Source organism: Colidextribacter sp. OB.20 (genome assembly GCF_009911595.1).
Lineage (GTDB): Bacteria > Bacillota > Clostridia > Oscillospirales > Oscillospiraceae > Lawsonibacter.
In genome coordinates this window covers 20567-43468 of record NZ_QWKG01000021.1, presented here as the reverse complement: position 1 = coordinate 43468, position 22902 = coordinate 20567, and the positions used below count along the sequence as shown (strand labels likewise).

The 22902-nt window shown below is 61.1% G+C and carries 19 protein-coding genes; 11 read left to right on the top strand and 8 right to left on the bottom strand.

Annotated features, from left to right (window positions below):
• Positions 1-3 precede the first annotated feature (3 nt).
• From D1641_RS06930 to D1641_RS06915, 4 genes are all read right to left on the bottom strand, one after another.
• A complete protein-coding gene (locus tag D1641_RS06930) occupies positions 4-1470 on the bottom strand; it encodes a HAMP domain-containing sensor histidine kinase (RefSeq protein WP_160664040.1) in 1467 nt (488 codons plus the stop codon).
• Between the two features lie 36 nt (positions 1471-1506).
• Complete coding sequence (locus tag D1641_RS06925; protein WP_160664038.1) at positions 1507-2013, bottom strand: hypothetical protein; 507 nt, start codon at positions 2011-2013, stop codon at positions 1507-1509.
• 203 nt (positions 2014-2216) lie between these two features.
• Entirely contained in the window at positions 2217-2897 is a 681-nt protein-coding gene (locus D1641_RS06920) for a response regulator transcription factor (protein WP_160664036.1), read from the bottom strand.
• A gap of 67 nt (positions 2898-2964) precedes the next feature.
• Complete coding sequence (locus D1641_RS06915) at positions 2965-3570, bottom strand: hypothetical protein (RefSeq protein WP_160664032.1); 606 nt, start codon at positions 3568-3570, stop codon at positions 2965-2967.
• 177 nt (positions 3571-3747) lie between these two features.
• Here D1641_RS06915 and D1641_RS06910 point away from each other — a divergent pair, with 177 nt between their 5' ends.
• Positions 3748-4902: a hypothetical protein gene (locus D1641_RS06910; protein ID WP_160664030.1), complete on the top strand. Its 1155-nt coding sequence runs from the start codon at positions 3748-3750 to the stop codon at positions 4900-4902.
• A 32-nt stretch (positions 4903-4934) separates the two neighbouring features.
• On the opposite strand, the gene D1641_RS06905 is transcribed toward D1641_RS06910, so the two are convergent.
• Positions 4935-6080: an aldo/keto reductase gene (locus D1641_RS06905; protein WP_160664028.1), complete on the bottom strand. Its 1146-nt coding sequence runs from the start codon at positions 6078-6080 to the stop codon at positions 4935-4937.
• Positions 6081-6264: 184 nt separating this feature from the next.
• Between D1641_RS06905 and D1641_RS06900 the strand changes: the two genes are divergently transcribed.
• The 5 genes from D1641_RS06900 to D1641_RS06880 all read left to right on the top strand — a co-directional run bounded on the left by D1641_RS06900 (position 6265) and on the right by D1641_RS06880 (position 9634).
• Positions 6265-6699 carry a hypothetical protein gene (locus tag D1641_RS06900; RefSeq protein WP_160664024.1) on the top strand — a complete coding sequence of 145 codons (435 nt, stop codon included), beginning with the start codon at positions 6265-6267 and terminating at the stop codon, positions 6697-6699.
• A 26-nt stretch (positions 6700-6725) separates the two neighbouring features.
• Positions 6726-7451, top strand: a complete 726-nt coding sequence (locus D1641_RS06895) for an NAD-dependent protein deacylase (RefSeq protein WP_160664022.1) — start codon at positions 6726-6728, stop codon at positions 7449-7451.
• Positions 7448-8353 (top strand): YafY family protein, encoded by a 906-nt coding sequence (locus D1641_RS06890; RefSeq protein ID WP_160664020.1) that lies wholly within the window; start codon positions 7448-7450, stop codon positions 8351-8353. The genes D1641_RS06895 and D1641_RS06890 overlap by 4 nt, the downstream gene beginning before the upstream one ends.
• 80 nt (positions 8354-8433) lie before the next feature.
• Positions 8434-8706, top strand: coding sequence for a zinc ribbon domain-containing protein (locus tag D1641_RS06885; RefSeq protein ID WP_160664018.1), 273 nt, complete (start codon positions 8434-8436; stop codon positions 8704-8706).
• Positions 8707-9436: 730 nt separating this feature from the next.
• Entirely contained in the window at positions 9437-9634 is a 198-nt protein-coding gene (locus tag D1641_RS06880; protein WP_160664016.1) for a hypothetical protein, read from the top strand.
• Between the two features lie 3 nt (positions 9635-9637).
• Here the strand turns inward: D1641_RS06880 and D1641_RS06875 are convergent, their stop codons facing one another.
• Positions 9638-11155 carry a YifB family Mg chelatase-like AAA ATPase gene (locus D1641_RS06875; protein ID WP_160664014.1) on the bottom strand — a complete coding sequence of 506 codons (1518 nt, stop codon included), beginning with the start codon at positions 11153-11155 and terminating at the stop codon, positions 9638-9640.
• 187 nt (positions 11156-11342) lie between these two features.
• Between D1641_RS06875 and D1641_RS06870 the strand changes: the two genes are divergently transcribed.
• The 5 genes from D1641_RS06870 to D1641_RS06850 all read left to right on the top strand — a co-directional run bounded on the left by D1641_RS06870 (position 11343) and on the right by D1641_RS06850 (position 20013).
• Entirely contained in the window at positions 11343-12029 is a 687-nt protein-coding gene (locus tag D1641_RS06870) for a hypothetical protein (RefSeq protein ID WP_160664012.1), read from the top strand.
• 348 nt (positions 12030-12377) lie between these two features.
• Positions 12378-15902, top strand: a complete 3525-nt coding sequence (nifJ, locus tag D1641_RS06865; protein WP_160664010.1) for a pyruvate:ferredoxin (flavodoxin) oxidoreductase — start codon at positions 12378-12380, stop codon at positions 15900-15902.
• Between the two features lie 294 nt (positions 15903-16196).
• Positions 16197-18110 carry an acyl-CoA dehydrogenase family protein gene (locus tag D1641_RS06860; protein WP_160664008.1) on the top strand — a complete coding sequence of 638 codons (1914 nt, stop codon included), beginning with the start codon at positions 16197-16199 and terminating at the stop codon, positions 18108-18110.
• A 66-nt stretch (positions 18111-18176) separates the two neighbouring features.
• Positions 18177-18710 carry a GNAT family N-acetyltransferase gene (locus D1641_RS06855; RefSeq protein ID WP_160664006.1) on the top strand — a complete coding sequence of 178 codons (534 nt, stop codon included), beginning with the start codon at positions 18177-18179 and terminating at the stop codon, positions 18708-18710.
• Positions 18711-18786: 76 nt separating this feature from the next.
• Entirely contained in the window at positions 18787-20013 is a 1227-nt protein-coding gene (locus D1641_RS06850; RefSeq protein ID WP_160664004.1) for an FprA family A-type flavoprotein, read from the top strand.
• A 121-nt stretch (positions 20014-20134) separates the two neighbouring features.
• Here D1641_RS06850 and D1641_RS06845 read toward each other — a convergent pair whose 3' ends face one another.
• Positions 20135-21040 carry a dihydrodipicolinate synthase family protein gene (locus tag D1641_RS06845; protein ID WP_160664002.1) on the bottom strand — a complete coding sequence of 302 codons (906 nt, stop codon included), beginning with the start codon at positions 21038-21040 and terminating at the stop codon, positions 20135-20137.
• A gap of 67 nt (positions 21041-21107) precedes the next feature.
• Complete coding sequence (gene ilvD, locus D1641_RS06840) at positions 21108-22787, bottom strand: dihydroxy-acid dehydratase (protein WP_160664000.1); 1680 nt, start codon at positions 22785-22787, stop codon at positions 21108-21110.
• Positions 22788-22902 lie beyond the last annotated feature (115 nt).

Genomic DNA, 22902 nt, shown 5'->3' with positions numbered 1-22902 from the left:
TTTTTATGACGCTTTTTCCCGTTCTGATTGGGAGGCGGCGGGGAGGACGGCTGTGATTCGAGTACCCACATCGGGGCGGGAGACCACCTCAAACCAGCCGTCATGCTGCTCCACGATCCATTTGGCGATGGACAGCCCCAGCCCTGTCCCGCCGGTCTTCCGGTCCCGGGACTGGTCGGTGCGGTAGAAGCGCTCGAAAATGTGGGAGATGCCCTCGGGGGGGATGCCCATGCCCTCGTCCTGGACGGTGAGGCGGACGTAATCCCCCGCCTGAAGCACCCGGAGGTAGACGCGGCCCTCGGGGGGGCTGTATTTTAAGCTGTTGTCCATCAAAATGCGCAGGACCTGCTTCATCAGGCCGGGGTCAGCATAAATGCTGACCAGTTCCTCCCCCCAGCGGGGGAGGAAGATGCGCTCAGGGTGGATCATCTCCTCCTCCCGCAGTACCTCCCCGGCCAGGGCGGTGAGGTCGAAAATCTCCTTTTTCACGGGCTGGGAGTTGTTGTCCCCCCGGGCCAGGAAGAGCAGCTGCTCCACCAGCCGCTCCATAGAGGCGGCCTCCCCCCGGATGGCGTCGATGGACTCCTGCAGGGCCTCCGGGTCGCTCTTGCCCCAGCGGTCCAGCAGGGCGGCGTAGCCCTGAATGACGGCGATGGGGGTGCGCAGCTCGTGGCTGGCGTCGGAGACAAAACGCATCTGGGCGCTGTAGGCCTGGTTCACCCGGTCCATCAGTTCGTTGATGGACTGGGCCAGGGAGCGCAGCTCCTTCTGGGTGGGGGGCAGGTCGATGCGGCTGTCCAGGTGGGCGGCGTCGATCTTGTCCAGCTCTCCGGCCAGGCTCTCCAGCTCCCGCTTGGACATGTGGGTCATGGAGTTGAGCCGGGAGGCCGTGGCAGCCAGGTCCTGGATGGGCCGGAGCACCTTGCGGATGGAGCGGTTGCTGCGGAAGAGGTTGGTAATCAGGGACAGCCCCTGACAGGCCAGAATCACCACCCCCGCCCAGTACAGGCCGGTGAAGATACCGGAGGTATCCACTGTGATGGCGTAGGGCTGGCCGCTATTGGGCAACTCAATGGTGTAATACTCGCTGAGATTCCAGGAGCGCCATCCCCCCCGGGTCTCCTGGCGGTGAGGGAACAGGAGAGTGGAGCCGACGGTGGTCTCTCCGCGGGGCTCCCGGTCCAGGGGGGTGATAGTGTAGTCGCTGGCCTCCATCCAGGCCAGGGTCTCCTGGGTGGGCACCCCCCGCTGGCTGACCAGCGCGGCCACGTCGGCGCAGCGGTTTTCCGCGTAGATGAATATGCCAGTGGTGGCCAGGGCCAGCAGAAGCAGGTCCATCACCAGGAAGATGCCCAGCTGGCGCAGAAAAAAGATGATGTTCAGCCGGAGGGTGAGGGAGGAGTCCCGGGCGGCCGCGATGGGGTCCTCAGGCGGAGGGCTCTGAAAGCGGTGTATTTTCTTTTTTCCCATATTGAGCCCCTCCTTTTCCAATGGGAAAGGGTGATATCAGCCCTGGCTTTGCAGCCAGATACGGATAGATCTCAGATTTTCAAACGCCACGAAGCTGCCCCCCTTGAGGAGCATCTGATACTGGGCCTCCTCAGCGGGGGTGCGGCGGTGGCCCTTGCCCCGCAGGGCTTCACGGGTGGATTTTGTGACCATGCTCACCATCCGGCGCTTAAACCAGTCCACCTTTTCCGGAGACCAGCCGCCCTGGAGGTAGAAGATAGGCGCGCCGTGAACATAGTTGGCCTTGGACATGGTATCCAGCACCTGCTGGGAGGGCGGGGACATGCCCACGCCGCACACGCCCCTGACATCGTAGCGCTTGACCGCCTTGTCGATACCGGCGATGTGGCCCGCGGTCAGCGGGCCCATGTAAAAGACCGGCTCTCCCGGGCCGGCCTTTCCCTCCGCCTCGCCGGCGGGAAGGACCGTCAAATGCTCCGCCTTGCCCAGCATCTCAGCGTACTCCTGGGTAAAGCCAGTGTTGGAACGATAGATGATGACCATAGCACTCTCTCCTTTTGGTTGTTAGAACCTGCATTCATAACCAAAAATGCTGAATGGCCGAGGAGCTTTCCTGCCGGACGAGACAGATTTTTACAGGAATGCATTGCGTGCCGCAAGAAAATTGAACGCAGTACGGCGGGAAAACCCGGTCAGGCGGTGTTTGAGGCTGTGAATACAGGTTTTTGAAAACGGCCCCTGGCCGGTCAGTCCTCCTTAATCACATAGCCCACGCCCCGGACGGTGTGAATCAGCTTCAGCCCGAAGGCGTCGTCCAGCTTGCTCCGAAGAAAGCGGATATACACGTCCACCGAGTTGGTCTCCCCCATAAAGTCGAAGCCCCAGACCGCGTCCAGAAGGGTCTCCCGTGTGAGAACCCGCCCCTTGTTCTCCAGCAGACAGCGCAGCAGATCGAACTCCTTCTTGGTCAGCTCCACATTCTGGCCCCGCACGGTGACCTGGTGCTTATCCACGTCCATGACCAGCGCCCCCGCCGCCAGGGGGACCGCCGGGTCTGCCGCTCCGCTTCTTTTCCGCAGCGCGGCCCGGATGCGGGCCAGAAGCTCCTCGATGGCAAAGGGCTTGGTGATATAGTCGTCCGCACCTGAGTCCAGCCCGGCTACCTTGTCCACCACGCTGTCCCGAGCGGTTAACATAATAACCGGGACCTGGCTCTCCCGCCGCAGCCGCCGCAGGACCTCCATCCCGGACAGCTGGGGGAGCATGATGTCCAGCAGGACCAGGTCGAAGGAGCCGCTCAGGGCCAAATCCAGCCCCCGGCGGCCGTCCAGGGCCTTTTCCACGGCGTAGCCCTCGTAGTTCAGCTCCAGCTCCACCATTCGGGCCAGCTTTTCCTCGTCCTCTATCAGAAGGATGCGTTCTGACATGTTTGTTCACCTCATGCGGTTATGTAGAGGCGCGCTGTGCGCGCCTGCGGGCGGACAATGTCCGCCTCTACTTGTCCTGCTCGTCGGAGTGCCAGTCGTGCTTCAGCTCGTCCATGACCTTGTGCCCCAGATCGGCGGCGGTGTCGGCCACCGAGCCCATCACATTGTTGATCTCGTCCCGGTCCAGGTCAGGGCCGGAGAAGCGGTAGCGGAAGCCCAGAAAGAGCCCCAGCGCCAGAATGGGGAGGGTGATCCAGGGGGCGCAGCACAGCAGCAACACCAAAATCAGCACCGGCAGGGCGGTGATGGGCTGGCTGCGGCGCCAGATCTCCAGCTCATTGTCCACCAGCCAGCGGCGCAGGGCATTGAAAAACCGCCGGACGCTCCCGCCGGAGCGGGGAGGACGGGGAGGCTTAGGCGCCTTCTGCTTCTTCGCTTTGACGGGCAGCGGAGCGGGCAGGGGGTCCTCCGGAGGCAGAGGGGGAGGCGGAGTCTCGCTCCGGGTGGAGTAGTAGGCCCCCGTGTCCCGGGGGATGGACTCCTTCTCCTCCAGATAGATCAGCGCGTCCAGCAGATTGCCGCCGCTGTACTCCAGGGCCTCCTTGGCCTGCTTGTAGCTGACATTGGCCTTCTCCTTCAGGCGCTCTACCATTTCTAAGGTAATCTCCATCATAAACGGCTCCTTTCTTCGGGCCATGTTTTGGTTTACGCTGTTATGGTAACACGGCCGGCTTGAAGGACCGTTTAGCGAAGATTAAAGTTTTCTTAAATTTTCCGGGTGCTTGCCCTTCTTATTATACTATGATATAATCAATCACGCAACAAAAACTGTAGGAAAGGGGGGAGCCCTGTGAAGAAAAAACGCAGCGCCTTGTCCGTGCTGCTCACGGCCGTCCTGGTGCTGGGGCTTTTCCGCCCCATGCCGGCTTCGGCGGCCAACCTGTATTTTGTGGGCCTGAACGACAATGTCCCCCCGATGACCGCAGGCAGCATGCCCTTCTGGTCGGGCGGGATGCTCTTTGTGCCCTATACGGTCTTTGACGCCAATCTCAACGGCAGCCACGTCAATCTGGGGCTGTACACCAGCTACAACCGCACCGACAACACGGTCGCCCTCTTCAATCTGCGGCAGATGCTGGTCTTTAACATGAACGACGGCACCTGCCGGAACGATATGACCGGAGTTGTCTATTCTTCCCGAGCCGTTATGCGCAACGGGCGGCCCTATGTGGCCCTGAACACGGTATGCAGCTTCTTCAATCTGGAGTACAGCTACAGCCAGATTCCCTATATCTCCCAGGGCTACCTGATCCGCATCAAGAGTGCTGCCGCAGTGCTGGACGATGCCAGATTCATCGACGCGGCCCAGGATCTGATCAACACCCGCCTGCGGGAGTATACCCGGAGCCTAAGCTCCGCCGCCACCACCAGTCCCGGCGACAGCTCCGTCCCTGAGCTTCCAGAGGAGCCGGACGGCGCCAATACGGCGGTCTATCTGGCCCTCCGCTTTGAGCGTGCCGACGGGCTGGCCGAAACGCTGAACGCCCTGAACAGCGGCGGGGGCAGCGCTTTGTTCTTCCTCACCCCCCAGCTGCTGGAGGAGGAGGGAGACCTGGTCCGCCGCATCCTGGGCACCGGCCACAGCCTGGGCGTTCTGGCCGGCGGCGGGGAGGAGACGGAGGAGCAGCTGGAGCGGGGCCGGCGGGCGGTGGAGCGGGCGGCCCGCACCCGCACAACCCTGGCCTATGTCCCCGCCGAGCAGCGGGAGGCCCTGGAGGAGAAGGGCTGGGTGTGCTGGGAGGAGACCCTCCTCCAGGAGCCGGGGACCAACACAGGGGCGGCCGCCTTCGCCAACGGGGTTATAAACCGCCTGGGCACCCGCCACCGCACCGTCTATCTCACCCTGGAGGGCGGCGAGGACGCCGCCCGGGTCCTGCCTGCCCTCCTGCGTCAGCTGAACAGCAGCCACTATGCTCTGTCCGTCCCTCTGGAAACGAGATTATGAGAAAACCGCCGGTGAAAGCCGGCGGTTTTTCTTTACAGTCCGAATACCTGGGCGGCCTGTTTCATGTTTTCCCGGATGGGCACCGAGAAGGGACAGCGCCCTTCGCAGGCGCCGCAGGCCACGCACTCCCCGGCGTGGCGGGGGAGGGCGGCGTAGTGCTCCCGCACCGTCTCAGGCACCTGGCCCTGGGCCCTCGTCAGGTTGAGGAGCTTGGTCACCGCCGCCACGTCGATGCCCTGGGGGCAGGGGGCGCAGTGGCCGCAGTACATGCAGTGGCCCACCCAGCTGATTTTAGGCATGGCGGCGAAGGCGGCGGCATAGTCCTTTTCGCTGTTCGGCGCGGCGCAGTAGGCGGCGCACTGCTCCAGCTCCTCCACCGTTTTGACCCCCGCCATGACGCTGGCCACCCCGGGGCGGGTGAGGGCGTAGTGCAGGCACTGGAAGGGGGTCAGCGCCACCCGGGCGATGGCGTTCTGCCCCAGCAGCTCCCCACCGGCGAAGGCCTTCATCACCGTGATGCCTACCCCCTGGCGCTGGCAGCTCTCATAGAGGGCCTGGCGCTGGGGGTCCATGTTCACCAGCTCCTTCTCATAGGCCGTGTCCGCCCACAGCTGCTCCACGTCCTCGTTGGCGGGCTGGAGGTCGTAGCAGGGGTTGACGCTGAACATGAGTACGTCGATCAGCCCGCTGTCCACCGCCGCCTGGGCCACCTCCGGGTTGTGGCTGGACAGGCCGACGCAGCGGATTTTCCCGGCTTCTTTCAGCTCCTGAGCGTAGGTCATCACCGGGCCGTCCACGATTCCATGCCAGTCGGACAGGGCGTCAGAGTAGTGGATCATGCCGATGTCGATGTGGCCGGTATCCAGCTGGCGGAGCATGTCCTCAAAGCCGGCCTTTACCTTGCCGATGTCCCGGGTGCGCAGATACTGGCCGTTTTCCCAGATGGAGCACAGATGGGATTGCAGAATGAATTTGTCACGCCGGCCGGCCATGGCACGGCCCAGGCTGGAGCGCATCTCCGGGTTGGGGGAGTACAGGTCGATGCAGTTGACCCCCAGTGCCTCCATCCTGTCTACAAATTCCTTCACCTGGCTGAAGCTCTTGTCTATAAGACCCTCGCAGCCCATGCCGATCTCGCTTACCTTCAGCCCGGTGCGGCCCAATGTACGGTAGTTCATACCCTTCCTCCTTGCAGGTTCGGTTGTAGGGCGCGACGACCCCGGCGCGCCGTTGGCATATTGTGGGGCCATCTTACCACTTGAAGCCGGGTTTAAGTCAAGAGGGAGTTTCCCAGCGCGTTGACGTTCAAAGCTGGCGGTGATATAATCAAAATCATAAATCTGGATTTTTGGAGAGGATTTTATGATTGACAGATCAAAAAAATATTGGACAGGTGATTCGGCCGAGGACATATCCGAATGGCTTCATTTATATGCAGAAGAAAATGCCTTGGATGTAAAGCCTGTGATGTGCCACGCCTGTGGAGGCGATTCGTTTGAGCTTCGGGTCGATCAAAACGAGGGTGCAATTCAAGTGATATGTACGGCTTGCGGAACGAAAAAGATACTGCTTGACTGCGGCGATATTTGGGCGGACGCGAAACCAAAACGCAAGAAGTGTTCTGTGTGCAAGACTAGTAAGTCATTCAATGTTAGAGTGGGGTTCGTCCGCAGGGAAAACGGAAGCGTCAAGTGGGTCTACATCGGGAACCGCTGTACAGAATGCGGTACATTAGGCTCTTATCTGGATTGGAAAATTGACTATGAACCAACGGATGAGATGGAACAGAATATATAATTTCCAGATTTAAAGGAGGGCTTCTCATGGACGAAAAACTCAAAACCTTACAGCAGTGGATTGACGAAAGCCAAAGGATAGTCTTTTTCGGCGGGGCGGGGGTGTCCACCGAGAGCGGCATCCCGGATTTCCGCAGTGTGGACGGGCTGTATAACCAGAAATACGCCTGGCCGCCGGAGCAAATTCTGAGCCGCACCTTTTTTGACGCCCAGCCCGAGGAGTTCTACCGTTTCTACCGGGACAAGATGCTCTGCCTGGACGCTCAGCCCAACGCCGCCCATAAGAAGCTGGCCGAGCTGGAGGCGGCGGGCAGGCTGCGCTCTGTCGTCACCCAGAACATCGACGGGCTGCACCAGCTGGCGGGCTCCAAGCGGGTTTGGGAGCTCCACGGCTCGGTCCACCGCAACTACTGCATGAGATGCCGCAGGCCCTGCGCCGTGATGGATATCAAGGAGGGGACCGGGGTTCCCAAATGTGTTTGCGGCGGGACGGTCAAGCCCGACGTGGTCCTCTACGAGGAGAGCCTGGACAGCGCCACCATGGAGGGGGCGGTGATGGACATCCGTGCCGCCGACTTGCTGATCATCGGGGGCACATCTCTGGCGGTCTACCCCGCCGCCGGGCTTATCAACTATTTCCGGGGAAAGCGGCTGGTGCTCATCAACAAGAGCCCTACTCCTTACGACGACCGGGCCGACCTGGCCATTAACCTGCCCATCGGCCAGGTTCTGGGACAGATCGAGGTCCGATGAAAAACGGCCGTCTCTTTGAAATTCTCTACCTCCTGGTGGAGAAGCGGGCCCTTACCGCCGGGGAGCTGGCCCGGCGGCTGGAGGTGTCGGAGCGGACCATCTACCGGGACGTGGACGCCCTGTCCGCCGCCGGCATCCCCGTCTACGCCCAGAAGGGGCAGGGGGGCGGCATCCGGCTTCTGGACCAGTTTGTGCTGGACAAGGCGCTGCTCTCTCCGGAGCAGCAGGACGAGATTTTGTTTTCCCTCCGGGCTATCCTGGCCACCGGCGGGGCGGAGGAGGGGGAGACCCTGTCCCGGCTGTCCGCCCTCTTCCGCCGGGAGGGGGACGGCTGGCTGGAGGTGGACTTCACCGACTGGGGCAGCGGGGCGGCGGAGCGGGAGAATTTTTCCCGGGTGAAGCGGTCCATTCTGGCACACCGGCCCCTGTCCTTCACCTACTACAGCTCCGCCGGTGAGAGGAGCCGGCGGACCGTGGAGCCCGCCCGGCTGGTGTTCAAGGCGGGGTGCTGGTATCTGTCCGCCTTCTGCCGGAACAAGCAGGACTGGCGCATCTTCCGCTTGGTACGCATGGAGGACCTGGTGCTGGAGGAGGGGAGCTGTCCGCCCCGTCAGCCCCCGGAGGAGCTGGAGGCCCCCATGCCCGGGGACTACCGGGGAGTGGACCTGCGGCTGCGGTTTGCCCCCTCCGCCGCCTGGCGGGTGCGGGACTACTTCCACCCCCGGGAGATTACCCCCTTGGAGGACGGCTGTCTGCTGGTGGAGTGCACCTTCCCGGAGGATCAGTGGCTGATGTCCTTTCTCCTGTCCTTTGGCGGGCAGCTGGAGGTATTGTCGCCGGCCTACTGGCGGGATATTCTGAAAGAGGAGCTGAAAAAATCCTTGGATGTTTATGAAACCTGACAGACCCTGTCAAGTTTCAAGGCGTATCCTTGTGTCAGAGACAGGGAGGAAATCCCGTCCAACATAAGGAGGTCATCTCAATGGAAGAAAGAAAATTTTGTCAGTGCTGCGCCATGCCCCTGGACAAGCCCGAGGACAAAGGCACCGAGGCCGGCGGCACCCTCAGTGAGGACTACTGTCGCTACTGCTATCAGAACGGGGCGTTCACCGCTCCAGACGCCACCATGGACGACATCATCGCCTTTAATCTGAAGTTCAACGCCGAGAACGGCCACCCCTTCGGTCCCCAGGAGGAGGCGGAGAAGATGATGCGGGGCTGGTTCCCCACCCTGAAGCGGTGGAGAAAGGGGTAACTTTGCCTTTTCGTCTTGACAAAGATGGAGATGGTCAGGTATAATAAACGCAGAAGGGCGCTGTTACTGACGGTTGGCCCAGACAATCACTTTACTTTAAAGTTGACCGCTTGGGTTGCAGCCGAGCGGTCAACACGCATTTATGGACGACAGGTACATGAGAATTGCTGTACCCATCAAAAAACAGATTACCTTGAAAATCCATTTTTTCCACATCTGCACCACCTCCCCTTGTTTGGACTAGGGGTTCGAACGGTGGGCCAACCGCCTTTTATGTAACAGCGCACAATCTGCACCCATCGGATGGATGGGTGCTTTTATCATATCGTGTATATCGGATTTTGTCAAATTTTTCCGCCCGACTGGGCGGTTTTTTTTATAAAAAAGCTTGACATTTCGAGCCACATAAATTACAATAATTTTGTGGCTCAGAAAGTGGGTGATAAATTGAGTCCACGAACCGGACGCCCAAAATCAGACAATCCGAAAGAGATTGAAGTAAAAGCCCGAATTGATGCAGAGACAGACAAAAGACTTCAGGAGTTCTGCAAAGCGCATGGCAAGACAAGGACCGATGTTGTGCGGGAGGGCATAGAGCTGGTTTTGGCGCAAGAAAAATAGAGTGCTGGCGGCCCTCAGAAAGCATACCAACACTCTAATACCCACACCCGGAGGTCTGGTAAATCTGATCATACCATGCCTCCCGGTGAAAATCAAGGAGGTTTTTTAGATGGAGCCTATTATAAAAGAGATCAAGCAATATATAGAGGCAACCGAAATGGACGAAAAAGCGAAACAGGGCTATCAAATCGGATTACGTGACATCTTGGCCCTGTGTGATGTGGCGGACCGGGACACCTGCGGAGCGATCTGCCACACCTTTTTATTTGGCAAGGCCATGGGCTACCGGGCGGCGAAGGGGATGTAGCCCTTAACGCCTCAAATATTCCGGCGGCCTGTATTGCAGGGCTTCGGCCAGGTGGGTGGGGGAGATATCCCCGCCGCCGTCCAGGTCGGCGATGGTGCGGGCGACGCGGAGGATGCGGTCGTAGCTCCGGGCGGTGAGGCCCATGCGGTCGAAGGCTCCCTTCATCAGCCGCTGGCAGCTCTCGTTCAGGGCGCAGAAGCGGTCCAGGCCCTGGCGGTCCAGCTGGGAATTGCTGGACACGCCAGTGTCTCTTTGCCGGGCGGTCTGAAGGGCCCGGGCTCCGTCCACTCGCTCCTTCACCTGGCCGGAGGTCTCCGCCCGCTCCCGCTGGGCCAGCTCGTCGAACTCCAGCGGCTCTACCTGGACGAACAGGTCCAGCCTGTCCAGGAGGGGGCCGGAGAGGCGGGAGAGGTACTTTTTCACCTCGGCCTCCGAGCACCGGCACCGGCCTGACGGGTGGCCGTACCAGCCGCATTTGCAGGGGTTCATGGCGCACACCAGCATGAACCGGGCGGGGTAGGTGACGGTGCCCGCCGCCCGGGATATCTGCACCTGGCCATCCTCCAGAGGCTGGCGGAGCACCTCCAGCACCTCCTTGGGGAACTCGGGCAGCTCGTCCAGGAAGAGCACCCCGTTGTGGGCCAGGGAGATCTCACCGGGCCGGGGGTTGGAGCCGCCCCCGGCCATGCCGGTGGAGGAGACAGTGTGGTGGGGGGAGCGGAAGGGCCGCAGAGTGATGAGGGGCTGCTTGGCACTGGTCTGGCCCATGATGGAGTGAATTTCGGTGCACTCCAACGCCTCCTGCCGGGTCATGTCGGGCAGAATGCCGGGCAGGCGGCGGGCCAGCATGGACTTGCCTGTGCCGGGGGGGCCGGACATGAGGACGCTGTGCCCCCCGGCGGCGGCAATTTCCAGCGCCCGCTTCACCTGCTCCTGACCCTTCACCTCGGACATATCGGGGCAGTGGAAGGCGGCGGGGGAGGGCACCCAGGGTGGGGCGGGGGAGATCAGCTCCTCCCCCATCAGGTGGCGCTCCAACTGCTCCACGTCCCGGACAGGGTAGACGGCGGGGCCTTCGGCCAGGGTGGCCTCGGCGGCGTTCTCCTCGGGGACGTACAGAGCTGTAATTCCCTCCCGCTTGGCGGCCAGGGCCATGGACAGCATCCCCGCGCAGGGCCGCAGCTGTCCGGACAGGGACAGCTCCCCCAGGAAGGCGCAGTTCTCCTCGGGCAGCCGCAGCTGTTTGCCGGCGGCCAGGATGCCCACCAGTATGGGCAGGTCGTAGAGGGTCCCCACCTTTTTCAGGTGGGCGGGGGCCAGATTGACGGTGATCCGGCTCACTGGGAAGGTGAAGCCGCAGTTTTTGATGGCGGAGCGCACCCGCTCCCGGGCCTCGTTGACGGCGGCGTCGGGCAGGCCTACCACCGTAAAGGCGGGCAGGCCGCCGGACAGGTCGCACTCGGCAGTCACCGGATAGCCGGTGACCCCGTGGAGCCCCAAGGATTGGATAGATTGCACCATATTTCCGCCTCCCAACAGGATGGTTATGTACTGATTTCTATTGTAACGGGTTTTTCTCTGAAATGCAACAAAATAGCGAATATTAAGAAAGGATAAAATTGCGGTTTTGATGGTTGATTTTTCTAAATGCACTTTGTATAATAAGCGAAGCGGCCTTTGGCCGAAAGTTGAAAAGGAGTGACTTGTAATGAAAATGACCCACAGAATCCCCGCGCTGCTGCTGGCGCTGGTCATGATGACCTCTGTCCTGGCCAGCTGTGGAAAGAAAGAGGCTCCCGCCCCCGCCAATGAGGTGGCCGTGGCCCTCTTCAACATGATCCTGAAGGATGACCCCTCCTCCCTGGTGGAGCTGTTTGGCTACGCGGACGAGGATGCGGCCCGGAAGGACATGGGCCTGGAGGGCAGCCTCTATGAGGAGCTGGCCAACGAGATGGCCTCCACCTTCACCTCTCAGGGCCTGACCGTCAGCACGGAGCAGATGCAGGAGTTTGTAGATGCCTTCATGAAGATGTTCAGCGGGGTGAACATGACCGCCGTGGTCAAGGAGTCCGACGAGAAGGCCGGCTCCGCCGTGGTGACCTGCACCGTGAACACCTTTGATTCTGCCGCCCTGACCCAGGCTATGGCCGATGCCATGAACAATGTGGACCCCAACCTGCTCCAGAGCGGCGACATGGACGCCGCCTTCGGCGCGATTCTCCAGGCTGCCGCTACTGCCATCGCCGACATCAAGCCCACCGACAGCACCGCTGACTTCGACGTGGACTTTGAGCTGGCCGACATGGACGTGGACGGCAAGACCAAGAAGGTCTGGGTGCCCAAGGACGCCGCCGAGTTCGGCAATCTGCTCTCCACCACCGCCATGGGCGGCTGACAGGCGCATAACCCTTTACTTAATAACACAGCGGAGCCCCCGCCGGCCTTCAGACCGGCGGGGACTCTTTTGCTGTTCTCAAAATACCCCCCTTTTTTGCCTCAAATTTTGTAGGGGAAATTTCAAATGAAAAGTTTACAAACGGCCAAAAAAGTGATACACTACACCCGTATGAAGACCCAGGGCCGCCTCTTCCTGCCGGAGGGGGCCACGGGCCTGTCCCGATATAACCGATTGCCTATGGAAAGCATAACTGTTTTCTGAATTGGTCCGATGGGGACAGGCCTGTAAAACAGAGCAGAGAAGCGCTTTACCCAAGCAAATTTAGGAAGAAAGTAGGGAACCTCTATGGCAAGAAAATTCAAAACCATGGACGGCAACAACGCAGCCGCGTATGTCAGCTACGCTTTCACCGAGGTAGCCGGCATCTACCCCATCACGCCGTCCAGCCCCATGGCCGATTACGTGGACCAGTGGGCAGCTCAGGGCCAGAAGAACATCTTCGGCACCACCGTAAAGGTAATTGAGATGCAGTCCGAGGCCGGCGCCGCCGGCACCGTCCACGGCTCTCTGAACGCCGGCGCCCTGACCACCACCTACACCGCCTCCCAGGGCCTGCTGCTGATGATCCCCAATATGTACAAGATCGCCGGCGAGCTGCTGCCCGGCGTGTTCCATGTGTCCGCCCGTACCGTGGCCGCCCAGTCGCTGAACATCTTCGGCGACCACTCCGACGTGATGGCCTGCCGCCAGACCGGCTTTGCCATGCTGGCCGAGGGCAACGTACAGGAGGTTATGGACCTGGCCCCCGTGGCTCACCTGGCCGCTATCAAGGGCCGCGTTCCCTTTATCAACTTCTTCGACGGCTTCCGCACCTCCCACGAGATCCAGAAGGTCGCCATCTGGGACTACAAGGATCTGGGCGAGATGGTGGACATGGACGCCGTGGCCGCCTTCCGCGCCCGGGCGCTGAACCCCGAGCACCCCACCATGCGCGGCTCCCACGAGAACGGCGATATTTTCTTCCAGCACCGCGAGGCCTGCAACAGATACTACGACGCCCTGCCTGAGGTCGTTGAGGAGTATATGGGCAAGATCAACGCAAAGCTGGGCACCAACTATCAGCTGTTCAACTACTACGGCGCCCCCGATGCCGACCGGGTCATCATCGCCATGGGCTCCATCTGCGACGTGGCCGAAGAGGTTATCGACTATATGAACGCCCACGGCGAGAAGGTCGGCCTGGTGAAGGTCCGCCTGTACCGCCCCTTCCGGGCTGACAAGCTGATTGCCGCCATTCCCGCCACCTGCAGGAAGATCGCTGTTCTGGACCGCACCAAGGAGCCCGGCTCCCTGGGCGAGCCCCTGTATCAGGACGTGATTACTGCCCTGGCTGAGGCCGGCATCACCGACAAGACCGTCATCGCCGGCCGCTACGGCCTGGGCTCCAAGGATACCCCGCCCCGCAGCGTCTTCGCCGTGTACGAGGAGCTGGCCAAGGCCGAGCCCAAGAATAAGTTCACCATCGGCATCGTGGACGATGTTACCGGCCTGTCCCTGGAGGAGAAGAAGGCCCCCAACACCGCCGCTGAGGGCACCATCGAGGTCAAGTTCTGGGGTCTGGGCGGTGACGGCACCGTGGGCGCCAACAAGAACTCCATCAAGATCATTGGCGACCACACTGACAAGTATGTTCAGGCCTACTTCCAGTACGACTCCAAGAAGACCGGCGGCGTGACCGTGAGCCACCTGCGCTTCGGCGACCAGCCCATCCGCGCCCCCTACTATATCAATAAGGCCGACTTCGTGGCCTGCCACGTGCCCGCCTATATCGTCAAGGGCTTCCCCATGGTTCGTGACGTCAAGCCCGGCGGCACCTTCCTCATCAACTGCCAGTGGAGCGACGAGGAGGTTGACAAGCACATGCCCGCCGTGGCTAAGCGGTATATCGCCGAGAACAACATCCAGGTCTACACCATCAACGCCATCGACCTGGCCCAGGAGATCGGCATGGGCAAGCGCACCAACACCATCCTCCAGTCCGCCTTCTTCGCCCTGGCCAAGGTTATGCCCGGCGACGAGGCCATCGGCTATATGAAGGATGCCGCCACCCACTCCTACCTGAAGAAGGGCCAGGACATTGTGGACATGAACCACAAGGCCATCGACGCCGGCGCCACCGCCTTCAAGAAGTTCGAGGTTCCCGCCTCCTGGAAGGACGCCGTTGACGCCCCCAAGGAGAACAAGCACACCGGCCCCGTCAAGCTGGTGGACCTGGTGAACAACGTCCTGGATCCCGTGGGCCGCATGGACGGCGACAGCCTGCCTGTCTCCGCCTTCGAGCCCTATGCCGACGGCACCTTCGAGCTGGGCGCCGCCGCCTATGAGAAGCGGGGCGTGGCCGTCTCCGTGCCCACCTGGGACTCCTCCAAGTGCATCCAGTGCAACCAGTGCTCCTATGTCTGCCCCCACGCCACCATCCGTCCCTTCGCCCTCACCGAGGACGAGGCCAAGAACGCGCCTGAGGCCGCCAAGATCGTGGACGTGAAGGCCGGCAAGGGCAAGGGTCAGTACAAGTTCACCATCGCCGTCAGCCCCCTGGACTGCATGGGCTGCTCCGTGTGCGTGAAGACCTGCCCGGTGGACGCTCTGGCTATGGTTGGACAGGAGCAGGAGGCCGCCCAGCAGGATGTGTTCAACTATATGGTAGCCAACGTCACTACCAAGGAGGACATGGCCGACCTGTCCGTCAAGGGCTCCCAGTTCAAGAAGCCTCTGCTTGAGTTCTCCGGCTCCTGCGCCGGCTGCGCCGAGACCGCCTATGCCCGCCTGATTACCCAGCTCTTCGGCGACCGGATGTATATCTCCAACGCCACCGGCTGCTCGTCCATCTGGGGCGGCCCCGCCGCTACCTCCCCCTACGCCACCACCTCCGAGGGCAAGGGTCCCGCCTGGGCCAACTCCCTGTTTGAGGACAACGCCGAGCACGGCCTGGGTATGTATCTGGGTCAGAAGGCGATCCGTGAGCGTCTGATCGCCAAGCTGGAGGCCATGCAGCCCGAGGGCGAGGACAAGGCCATCATTGACAAGTATTTGGAGACCAAGGAGGACGGCCAGGCCAACACCGAGGCCACCAAGGCCCTGATTGCCCTGCTGGAGAAGTGGGCGGCTGACGGCTGCGAGGACTCTAAGGCCATCCTGGCCGAGAAGGAGTACCTGGCTAAGAAGTCCGTGTGGATCTTCGGCGGCGACGGCTGGGCCTACGACATCGGCTACGGCGGCGTGGATCACGTGCTGGCCTCCGGTGAGGACGTGAACATCTTCGTCTTCGACACTGAGGTGTACTCCAACACCGGCGGCCAGGCCTCCAAGGCCTCCAACATCGGCCAGGTGGCCCAGTTTGCCGCCGCCGGTAAGGTGATGCCCAAGAAGTCCCTGGCTGAGATCGCCATGAGCTACGGCTATATCTATGTGGCCCAGATCGCCATGGGTGCCAACCCCAACCAGACCCTGAAGGCCATCGCTGAGGCCGAGGCCTATCACGGCCCCTCCCTCATCATCGGCTACGCCCCCTGCGAGATGCATTCCATCAAGGGCGGCATGGCAAACTGCCAGGCTGAGATGAAGAAGGCTGTTGAGTGCGGCTACTGGAACCTGTTCCGGTTCAACCCCGCCGCTGAGGGCGCCAAGCTGACCGTGGACTCCAAGGCCCCCGCCGGCGGCTATCAGGAGTTCCTGCTCAACGAGGCCCGTTACTCCTCCCTGACCCGCTCCTTCCCCGACCGCGCCAAGGAGCTCTTCGCCAGGTCCGAGGATACTGCTAAGGCCCGCTATGAGAAGCTGTTGCGGCTGCAAAAGATGTACGAGGGTTAATTCCCGTTAAACAAAAATCCTCCCTGCCTTTTATGGCAGGGGGGATTTTTCAATCTGCCGTCCGGCTGAGCCAGAACGCTTCGAGGGCCCTTAGGGAGGGAGTCCGTCTATGGGATTAACAAAAAATAAAATTTTTGCCCAGTTCGATTGACAAATCTGGTAGATGTGCTATAATGAACTAAAAAGGTACTCTTTATTGGGACCACGTATCTTCGACCGGCGCGGCGGGGCCGCGAAAATATTATTAGAGCGCAATATTCCAGGAAATTTTATGATCGAGGAGGAAAAATCGGTATGCTGTATCAAACCACACAGGAGCATGAGGCGCTGCGGGCGAAGGTAAGGGAGTTCGCTGAGGCCGAGATCAAGCCTATCGCGTTCATGCTGGACAAAAACAACCAGTTTCCCACCGAGCAGGTGAAAAAGATGGGGGAGCTGGGCCTGATGGGCCTGCCCTATGAGAAGGAGTACGGCGGGGCGGGGCTGGACGCCCTGAGCTACGCCATCGCCGTGGAGGAGCTGGCCCGGGTGGACGGCGGCGCGGGGGTGATCCTGTCGGCCCACACCTCCCTGGGCACCTACCCCATCTACGCCTTCGGCAATGAGGAGCAGAAGAAAAAGTATCTGCCCGACCTGTGCTCCGGCAAGAAGCTGGGGGCCTTCGGCCTCACCGAGCCCAACGCCGGCTCCGACGCCGGCGGCACCGAGACCACCGCTGAGGACATGGGGGACCACTATCTGCTCAACGGCGAGAAAATCTTTATCACTAACGGCGGCGAGGCCAGCACCTACGTGGTGTTTGCCGTCACTACTCCCGGTATCGGCACCCGGGGCATCTCCGCCTTTATCGTGGAAAAGGGCTGGGAGGGCTTCACCTTTGAGGAGCACTACGACAAGATGGGCATCCGCTCCTCCGCCACCTGTCAGCTGAACTTCAACGGCGTGAAGGTGCCCAAGGAGAACCTGCTTGGCAAGGAGGGCCAGGGCTTCAAGATCGCCATGGCAACGCTGGACGGCGGACGCATCGGCATCGCCGCCCAGGCTCTGGGTATCGCCCAGGGGGCCTATGAGGCCGCCGTGGAGTACTCCAAGGAGCGTGTCCAGTTCGGCAAGCCCATCTGCCAGCAGCAGAACATCGCCTTCAAGATCGCCGACATGGCTACCAAGCTGCGCTGCGCCCGGTTCCTGGTCTACTCTGCCGCCGAGCTGAAGCAGGCCCACGCCCCCTACGGCATGGAGTCCGCCATGGCAAAGCAGTACGCCTCCGACATCGCCTTGGAGGTCACCAACGACGCCCTGCAAATCTTCGGCGGCTCCGGCTACCTGAAGGGCATGGAGGTGGAGCGGTTCTACCGGGACGCCAAGATTACCACCATCTACGAGGGCACCAACGAAATTCAGCGGGTGGTCATCGCCTCCCACATCCTGGGCAAGGCCGCCAAGGAGGCCCCCTCCGCCGCGGCAGCCGGCCCCCGCGGCCCCGAGACGGGAGCCCGGAAGCGGCTCATCCTCAAGGACGGCACCGCTCAGGAGAAGGTGGAGACCCTGGTGGCTAACCTGAAAAAGGACGGCCACGACTTCACCGTGGGCATCCCCATGGACACCCCCATCACCCAGGCTGAGCGGGTTGTCTCCGCCGGGCAGGGCATCGGGGAGAAGAAGAACATGAAGCTTATTGAGGCCCTGGCCAAGGCCGCCGGCGCCGCCGTGGGCTCCAGCCGCCCCGTGGCCGAAACGCTGAAATATGTGCCCATCAACCGCTATGTGGGCATGTCCGGCCAGAAGTTCAAGGGCAACCTGTACATCGCCTGCGGCATCTCCGGGGCCATCCAGCATTTGAAGGGCATCAAGGACGCCTCCTGCATCGTAGCCATCAACACCAACCCCAACGCCAAGATCTTTAAGAATTGCGACTACGGCATTGTGGGCGACGTGCTGGAGATTCTGCCCCTGCTCACCAAGGCGCTGGACACCGGCGAGAAGCTGCCCGCCCCGCCCATGACCAAGATGAAGCGCATGGTGCCCAAGAAGGTCTACCAGCCCCGGAAGTTGTACATCTGCAACGGCTGCGGCCACGAGTACGACCCCATGCAGGGCGACCCAGAGAACGAGGTCAAGCCCGGCACCGCCTTCAAGGACCTGCCCGAGGGTTGGACCTGCCCCCACTGCGGCGAGGCCGTGGACCAGTTTATCGAGATCGAGGCGTAGTCCTACGAATTGCTTGCTTGGCTTGTCTGACAGATTTTAAAATGATTCAGTAAGGGAAGTTAAGGCATGGAAAACAAAACAATAATAGCAGAAACCAAAAGGTTGATTTTAAGAAGATATAGAATAGAAGATGTACAGGACTTGTTTGAATATTTATCTGATGAGGAAGTTGTCAAATATGAGCCATATAAGCCGCTGAGCTTTGATGAAGCAAAGAAAAACCTTGAATGGCGCATTGGCACTGGTGAAATGATCGCTGTTGAATTGAAAAGTTCCCACAAAATGATCGGGAATGTGTACTTGGGCAGGCGTGACTTTGAAGCGCTGGAAATAGGATATGTATTCAATCGAAACTACTGGAGACAGGGTTATGCCGCTGAAAGCTGCGAGGTTTTGATCCAACGGGCATTTTCCAATGGCATACACAGAATATACGCGGAATGCGATCCCGACAACAAAAGTTCATGGAAATTGCTTGAAGCATTAGGATTTCAGCGGGAAGCTCACTTTAGGAAAAATGTGTACTTCTGGAAGGATGAAACAGGAAAAGCGATTTGGAAAGATACATATGTGTACGCTAAGTTGAAGGAAAACTTGTAAATGACATTCCGTTCATCGAGGGAGCTTGTGAAATCCACATTCTCCCGTACAAAGAACAATGAAGGAGGAAACCCCTATGTATAATTACCGCATGGTCACCGATGACCTGTACTGGGTAGGCGCGGACGAGCACCGGCTGGCCCTGTTTGAGAACATCCACCCCCTGTACCACGGCGTGTCCTACAACGCCTATGTCCTGCTGGACGAGAAGACCGTCCTCTTCGACACCGCCGACTGGGCGGTGGGCCGGCAGTTCATCGCCAACGTGAAGGCCGTCCTCAACGGCCGCCCCCTGGACTACCTGGTCATCAACCACGTGGAGCCCGACCACGCCGCCTCCATTGAGGAGATTCTCCTGCGCTGGCCCAACGTGAAGATCATCACCACCCCCAAGGCGGTGACCCTGCTCAATCAGTTCGGCTTCGGCCTGGACCCCAGCGCCATCGAGGAGGTGGCCGAGGGCGACACCAAGTGCTTCGGCAAGCACACCGTGGCCTTTGTCTACGCCCCCATGGTCCACTGGCCCGAGGCCATGGTCACCTTCGACACCACCAACGGCGTGCTCTTCTCCGCCGACGCCTTCGGCTCCTTCCGCTCCCTGGACGGCAAGCTCTTTGCCGACGAGTTTGATTTTGATCGGGAGTGGATCGACGACGCCCGCCGGTACTACACCAACATCGTGGGCAAGTACGGCCCCCAGGTGGTGGCTCTGCTGAACAAGGCGGCCTCCGTCGTGGGTCTGGAGAACATCAAGTTCCTGTGTCCTCTCCACGGTCCGGTGTGGCGCAAGGACCTGGGCTACATCATCGACAAGTACACCCACTGGGCCACCTACGAGCCGGAGGAGAAGGGCGTCATGATCGTCTACGCCTCCATGTACGGCAACACCGAGGCCGCTGCCGAGGTGCTGGCCGCCAAGCTCACCGCCCGGGGCGTCACCAACACCCGGCTGTACGACGTGTCCTCCACTCACGTCAGCTACCTCATCTCCGACCTGTTCAAGTACAGCCATCTGGTGCTGGCCTCCGTCACCTACAACCTGGGCATCTTCCCGCCCATGCACAACTTCCTCATGGACATGAAGGCCCTGAACCTGCAAAAGCGCACCGTGGCTATTATGGGCAGCGGCTCCTGGGCTCCCCGGTCCGGCGCGCTGATGAAGGAGGAGATCGAGTCCTTGAAGAACATGACCGTTCTGGATGAGGAGATGACCGTCACCTCCGCCCTCAAGGCCGACAACGAGTCTGAGATTGACGCCCTGGCCGACGCCATCGCCGCCTCAGTCAGGGGCGAGGCGAAGTAAGGACAGCGGGAGACCCCTCAGGGGTGCAAGGAAAGAGAAAAAAGAGCGCCGTCAGCCGCATTTGCGGCTGACGGCGCTTTGATATGACAGGATCAGGTCGGCGCGGCGCGCAGGAAAGGGATCAGATCAGAACCTCGCGGTATTTCAGATCGGCCATGGTCTTGAGCAGCTCTTTCTCCTGCTCGGGGGTCAGGTTCTCCATGGGCCGGCGCATCTTGCTGGTGGCAATGACGCCCTCGTTCTTCAAAATCACCTTGTAAGCGGCGATGTTGTTGATGGCGCACATGGTGGCGTTGAGGATGTTGGTGCGGCGCTGATACTTGGTGGCCAGATCGAAGTCCTTGGCCTGGATGGCGGCCCACACCTTGGCGTAGTGCTCAGGGATGCACATGGCGTTGCCGGACACAACGCCCTCGCCGCCCACGGCGCACAGAGCCTCAAACAGGTGGTCGGGGCCCACCAGCACGCTGAAGGTCTCGTTCCGGATGGTCATGAACTGCTGCAGCTTGGTAAAGTCGGGGAAGCTGTACTTGATGCCCACCACGTTGGGGCACTTCTCGGCAATCTTCTCCGCGCAGGCGGGGGTGATGTCGTTGATGGCGTTCTGGGGGATGCTGTAGAGATAGACGGGGAAGTCAGCGGGGACGGCCTTGGACACGGCCTCATAGAAGTCCACCAGGCCCTGGTCGCTGAGCTTGTAGAACACGGGGGTGACCACGCCGATGCCGTCGGCGCCCTTCTCCACGGCGTGCTTGGCCAGCTCGATGGTGTCGGCCAGGTTCCAGGCGCCCACCTGAACAAAGACGGGGACCCGCTTGGCGGTGTGCTCCAGCACAACCTCGGCCACCAGCTTGCGCTCCTCCACGGTGAGATACATCATCTCGCCGGTGGTGCCGCAGGGGTACAGGCACTGCAGGCCGTTGTCGATGCAGTGGTCAACCAGGTTCTTCAGGCTCTGGACGTCGATCTTGTCGTCCTCGGTGAGGGGGGTGATAACGGGGACTACGGTTCCAAACAGTTTCTGCATAATAAATCATCCTTTCAATATTTTCGGGCGGGGACCGGAGGCTGGCCGGCCTGCCCGGGACTCACGATCAGCGGTTGCGGATAATGGCGCCCTTGTCCGCCGACTCAGACAGCCGGGCGTAGACATTGAGCCAGCCTCTCAGAGGCGGGCGGGGCGCCGGGGTGAAGGCGGCCAGGCGGGCCGACAGCTCCTCCGGCGGGATATTCAGCTCCAGACAGCCCCCCTCCACGTCGATGAGGATGGGGTCTCCGTCCTGGACCACAGCGATGGGGCCGCCCTCGCTGGCCTCGGGGGAGATGTGTCCGACGAAGCAGCCGTTGTTGGAGCCGGAGAACCGTCCGTCGGTGATGACGGCGGTGGTCAGAGCCAGTCCCTGGCCGGTGAGCAGCTTCATCAGCCGGACCATCTCCCGCATGCCCGGGCCTCCCTTGGGGCCCTCATAGCGCACCACCAGGACGGTGCCCGGCTTGATCCTGCCGGCCATCACCGCCTCGCTGGCCAGGTCCTCCGAGTCGAAGCAGGCGGCGGTGCCCTCAAAGCGGAGCATGTCCGGATGGATGGCGGTGGGCTTGGTAACGGCGGTGTTGGGGGCCAGGGAGCCCCGGAGGACTGCCAGGCTGCCCCAGCTGTGCCAGGCGTTGGGGATGGCGTGAATGATATCGTTCTCCACAGCGGGGACGGATTCCAGCAGCTCCGGCCAGCCCTTGCCTGTACAGGTGACAGCCTCCGGGCTGAGCAGGGGGAGCAGCTGCTTCATCACAGCGGGCACGCCCCCGGCCCTGTAGAAGGCTGGGACGTTTTCCGGCCCGTTGGGGTAGATGTTGGCCAGGTGAGGGGTAGAGCGGGCGATGCGGTCCACGTCGTCGATGGTGAAATCGCACTCCGCCTCATAGGCGATGGCGGGGAAGTGGAGGGCCATATTGGTGGAGCCGCCGATGGCCATACCCAGCTTCAGGGCATTCTCCAGGCCGTTCTTGGAGATGATTTTCCGGGCGGTGAGCCCCTCCCGCACCATCTCCACAATCCGCCGGCCCGAGGCCCGGGCGGCCCGGCGGCGCTCCGCCATGACGGCGGGGATCATGCTGGTGCCGGGCAGGCACATGCCCATGGCCTCCGCCACGGCGCACATGGTGTTGGCGGTGCCCAGGAAGGAGCAGGAGCCGCAGGAGGGATTGGAGTCGGCTTCCAGGCGGTTGTATTCCTCCTGGGTGATGGCTCCGTCGTTAAGCATGGCCAGGGCCTCCACCATGGTGGAGTTGTCCGACTCCCGCCCGTTGAAAACGCAGCCCCCCAGAGCGGGGCCGCCGTTGACCAGAATGGCGGGCAGGTCCAGCCGGGCCGCCGCCATGAGCAGGCCGGGGACCACCTTGTCGCAGCTGCCCAGCAGCACCACGGCGTCCAGGTGATTGACCTGCACCATGGTCTCCACCTCGTTGGCGATGAGGTCCCGGGCGGGGAGGATGTAATGCATCCCGTCGTTGCCGCAGCCCATGCCGTCGCAGGGGCCGATGATGCCGAACTCCACCGGGGTGCCGCCGGCCTGGAGGATGCCCTCCCGAACGCACTCGGCCACCTGACGCAGGTTGTCGTGGCCCGGGTTGGCCCCGTTCCAGCTGTTGGCGATGCCGATCATGGGCCGGGACAGGTCATAGTCGCCATAGCCCATCCCCTTGTACAGCGCCCGGATGCTGGACCAGACCGGGCGGGACAGGAACTGCTGGCTTCTTGGCGCCTGTTGATCGCTCATGGAATATACCCTGCCTTTCACAATAGTAAATAGTCAAATAAAAATAACGCTAAACTTTCACTAAAATATCATTCCCGTTCTCTTTTTGCAACTCTCCCTTTTTCATGCGTTCTCT

Excerpts from the sequence above, each read along its gene's own strand:
- D1641_RS06870 (WP_160664012.1), top strand. The coding sequence starts at position 11,343 with ATGAAAATGACCCACAGAATCCCCGCGCTGCTGCTGGCGCTGGTCATG.
- D1641_RS06890 (WP_160664020.1), top strand. The coding sequence starts at position 7,448 with ATGAAAAACGGCCGTCTCTTTGAAATTCTCTACCTCCTGGTGGAGAAG.
- D1641_RS06895 (WP_160664022.1), top strand. The coding sequence starts at position 6,726 with ATGGACGAAAAACTCAAAACCTTACAGCAGTGGATTGACGAAAGCCAA.
- D1641_RS06845 (WP_160664002.1), bottom strand. The coding sequence starts at position 21,040 with ATGCAGAAACTGTTTGGAACCGTAGTCCCCGTTATCACCCCCCTCACC.
- D1641_RS06855 (WP_160664006.1), top strand. The coding sequence starts at position 18,177 with ATGGAAAACAAAACAATAATAGCAGAAACCAAAAGGTTGATTTTAAGA.
- ilvD (WP_160664000.1), bottom strand. The coding sequence starts at position 22,787 with ATGAGCGATCAACAGGCGCCAAGAAGCCAGCAGTTCCTGTCCCGCCCG.
- D1641_RS06905 (WP_160664028.1), bottom strand. The coding sequence starts at position 6,080 with ATGAACTACCGTACATTGGGCCGCACCGGGCTGAAGGTAAGCGAGATC.
- D1641_RS06920 (WP_160664036.1), bottom strand. The coding sequence starts at position 2,897 with ATGTCAGAACGCATCCTTCTGATAGAGGACGAGGAAAAGCTGGCCCGA.
- D1641_RS06900 (WP_160664024.1), top strand. The coding sequence starts at position 6,265 with ATGATTGACAGATCAAAAAAATATTGGACAGGTGATTCGGCCGAGGAC.
- D1641_RS06850 (WP_160664004.1), top strand. The coding sequence starts at position 18,787 with ATGTATAATTACCGCATGGTCACCGATGACCTGTACTGGGTAGGCGCG.
- D1641_RS06925 (WP_160664038.1), bottom strand. The coding sequence starts at position 2,013 with ATGGTCATCATCTATCGTTCCAACACTGGCTTTACCCAGGAGTACGCT.
- D1641_RS06880 (WP_160664016.1), top strand. The coding sequence starts at position 9,437 with ATGGAGCCTATTATAAAAGAGATCAAGCAATATATAGAGGCAACCGAA.
- D1641_RS06930 (WP_160664040.1), bottom strand. The coding sequence starts at position 1,470 with ATGGGAAAAAAGAAAATACACCGCTTTCAGAGCCCTCCGCCTGAGGAC.
- D1641_RS06885 (WP_160664018.1), top strand. The coding sequence starts at position 8,434 with ATGGAAGAAAGAAAATTTTGTCAGTGCTGCGCCATGCCCCTGGACAAG.
- nifJ (WP_160664010.1), top strand. The coding sequence starts at position 12,378 with ATGGCAAGAAAATTCAAAACCATGGACGGCAACAACGCAGCCGCGTAT.
- D1641_RS06915 (WP_160664032.1), bottom strand. The coding sequence starts at position 3,570 with ATGATGGAGATTACCTTAGAAATGGTAGAGCGCCTGAAGGAGAAGGCC.
- D1641_RS06875 (WP_160664014.1), bottom strand. The coding sequence starts at position 11,155 with ATGGTGCAATCTATCCAATCCTTGGGGCTCCACGGGGTCACCGGCTAT.
- D1641_RS06860 (WP_160664008.1), top strand. The coding sequence starts at position 16,197 with ATGCTGTATCAAACCACACAGGAGCATGAGGCGCTGCGGGCGAAGGTA.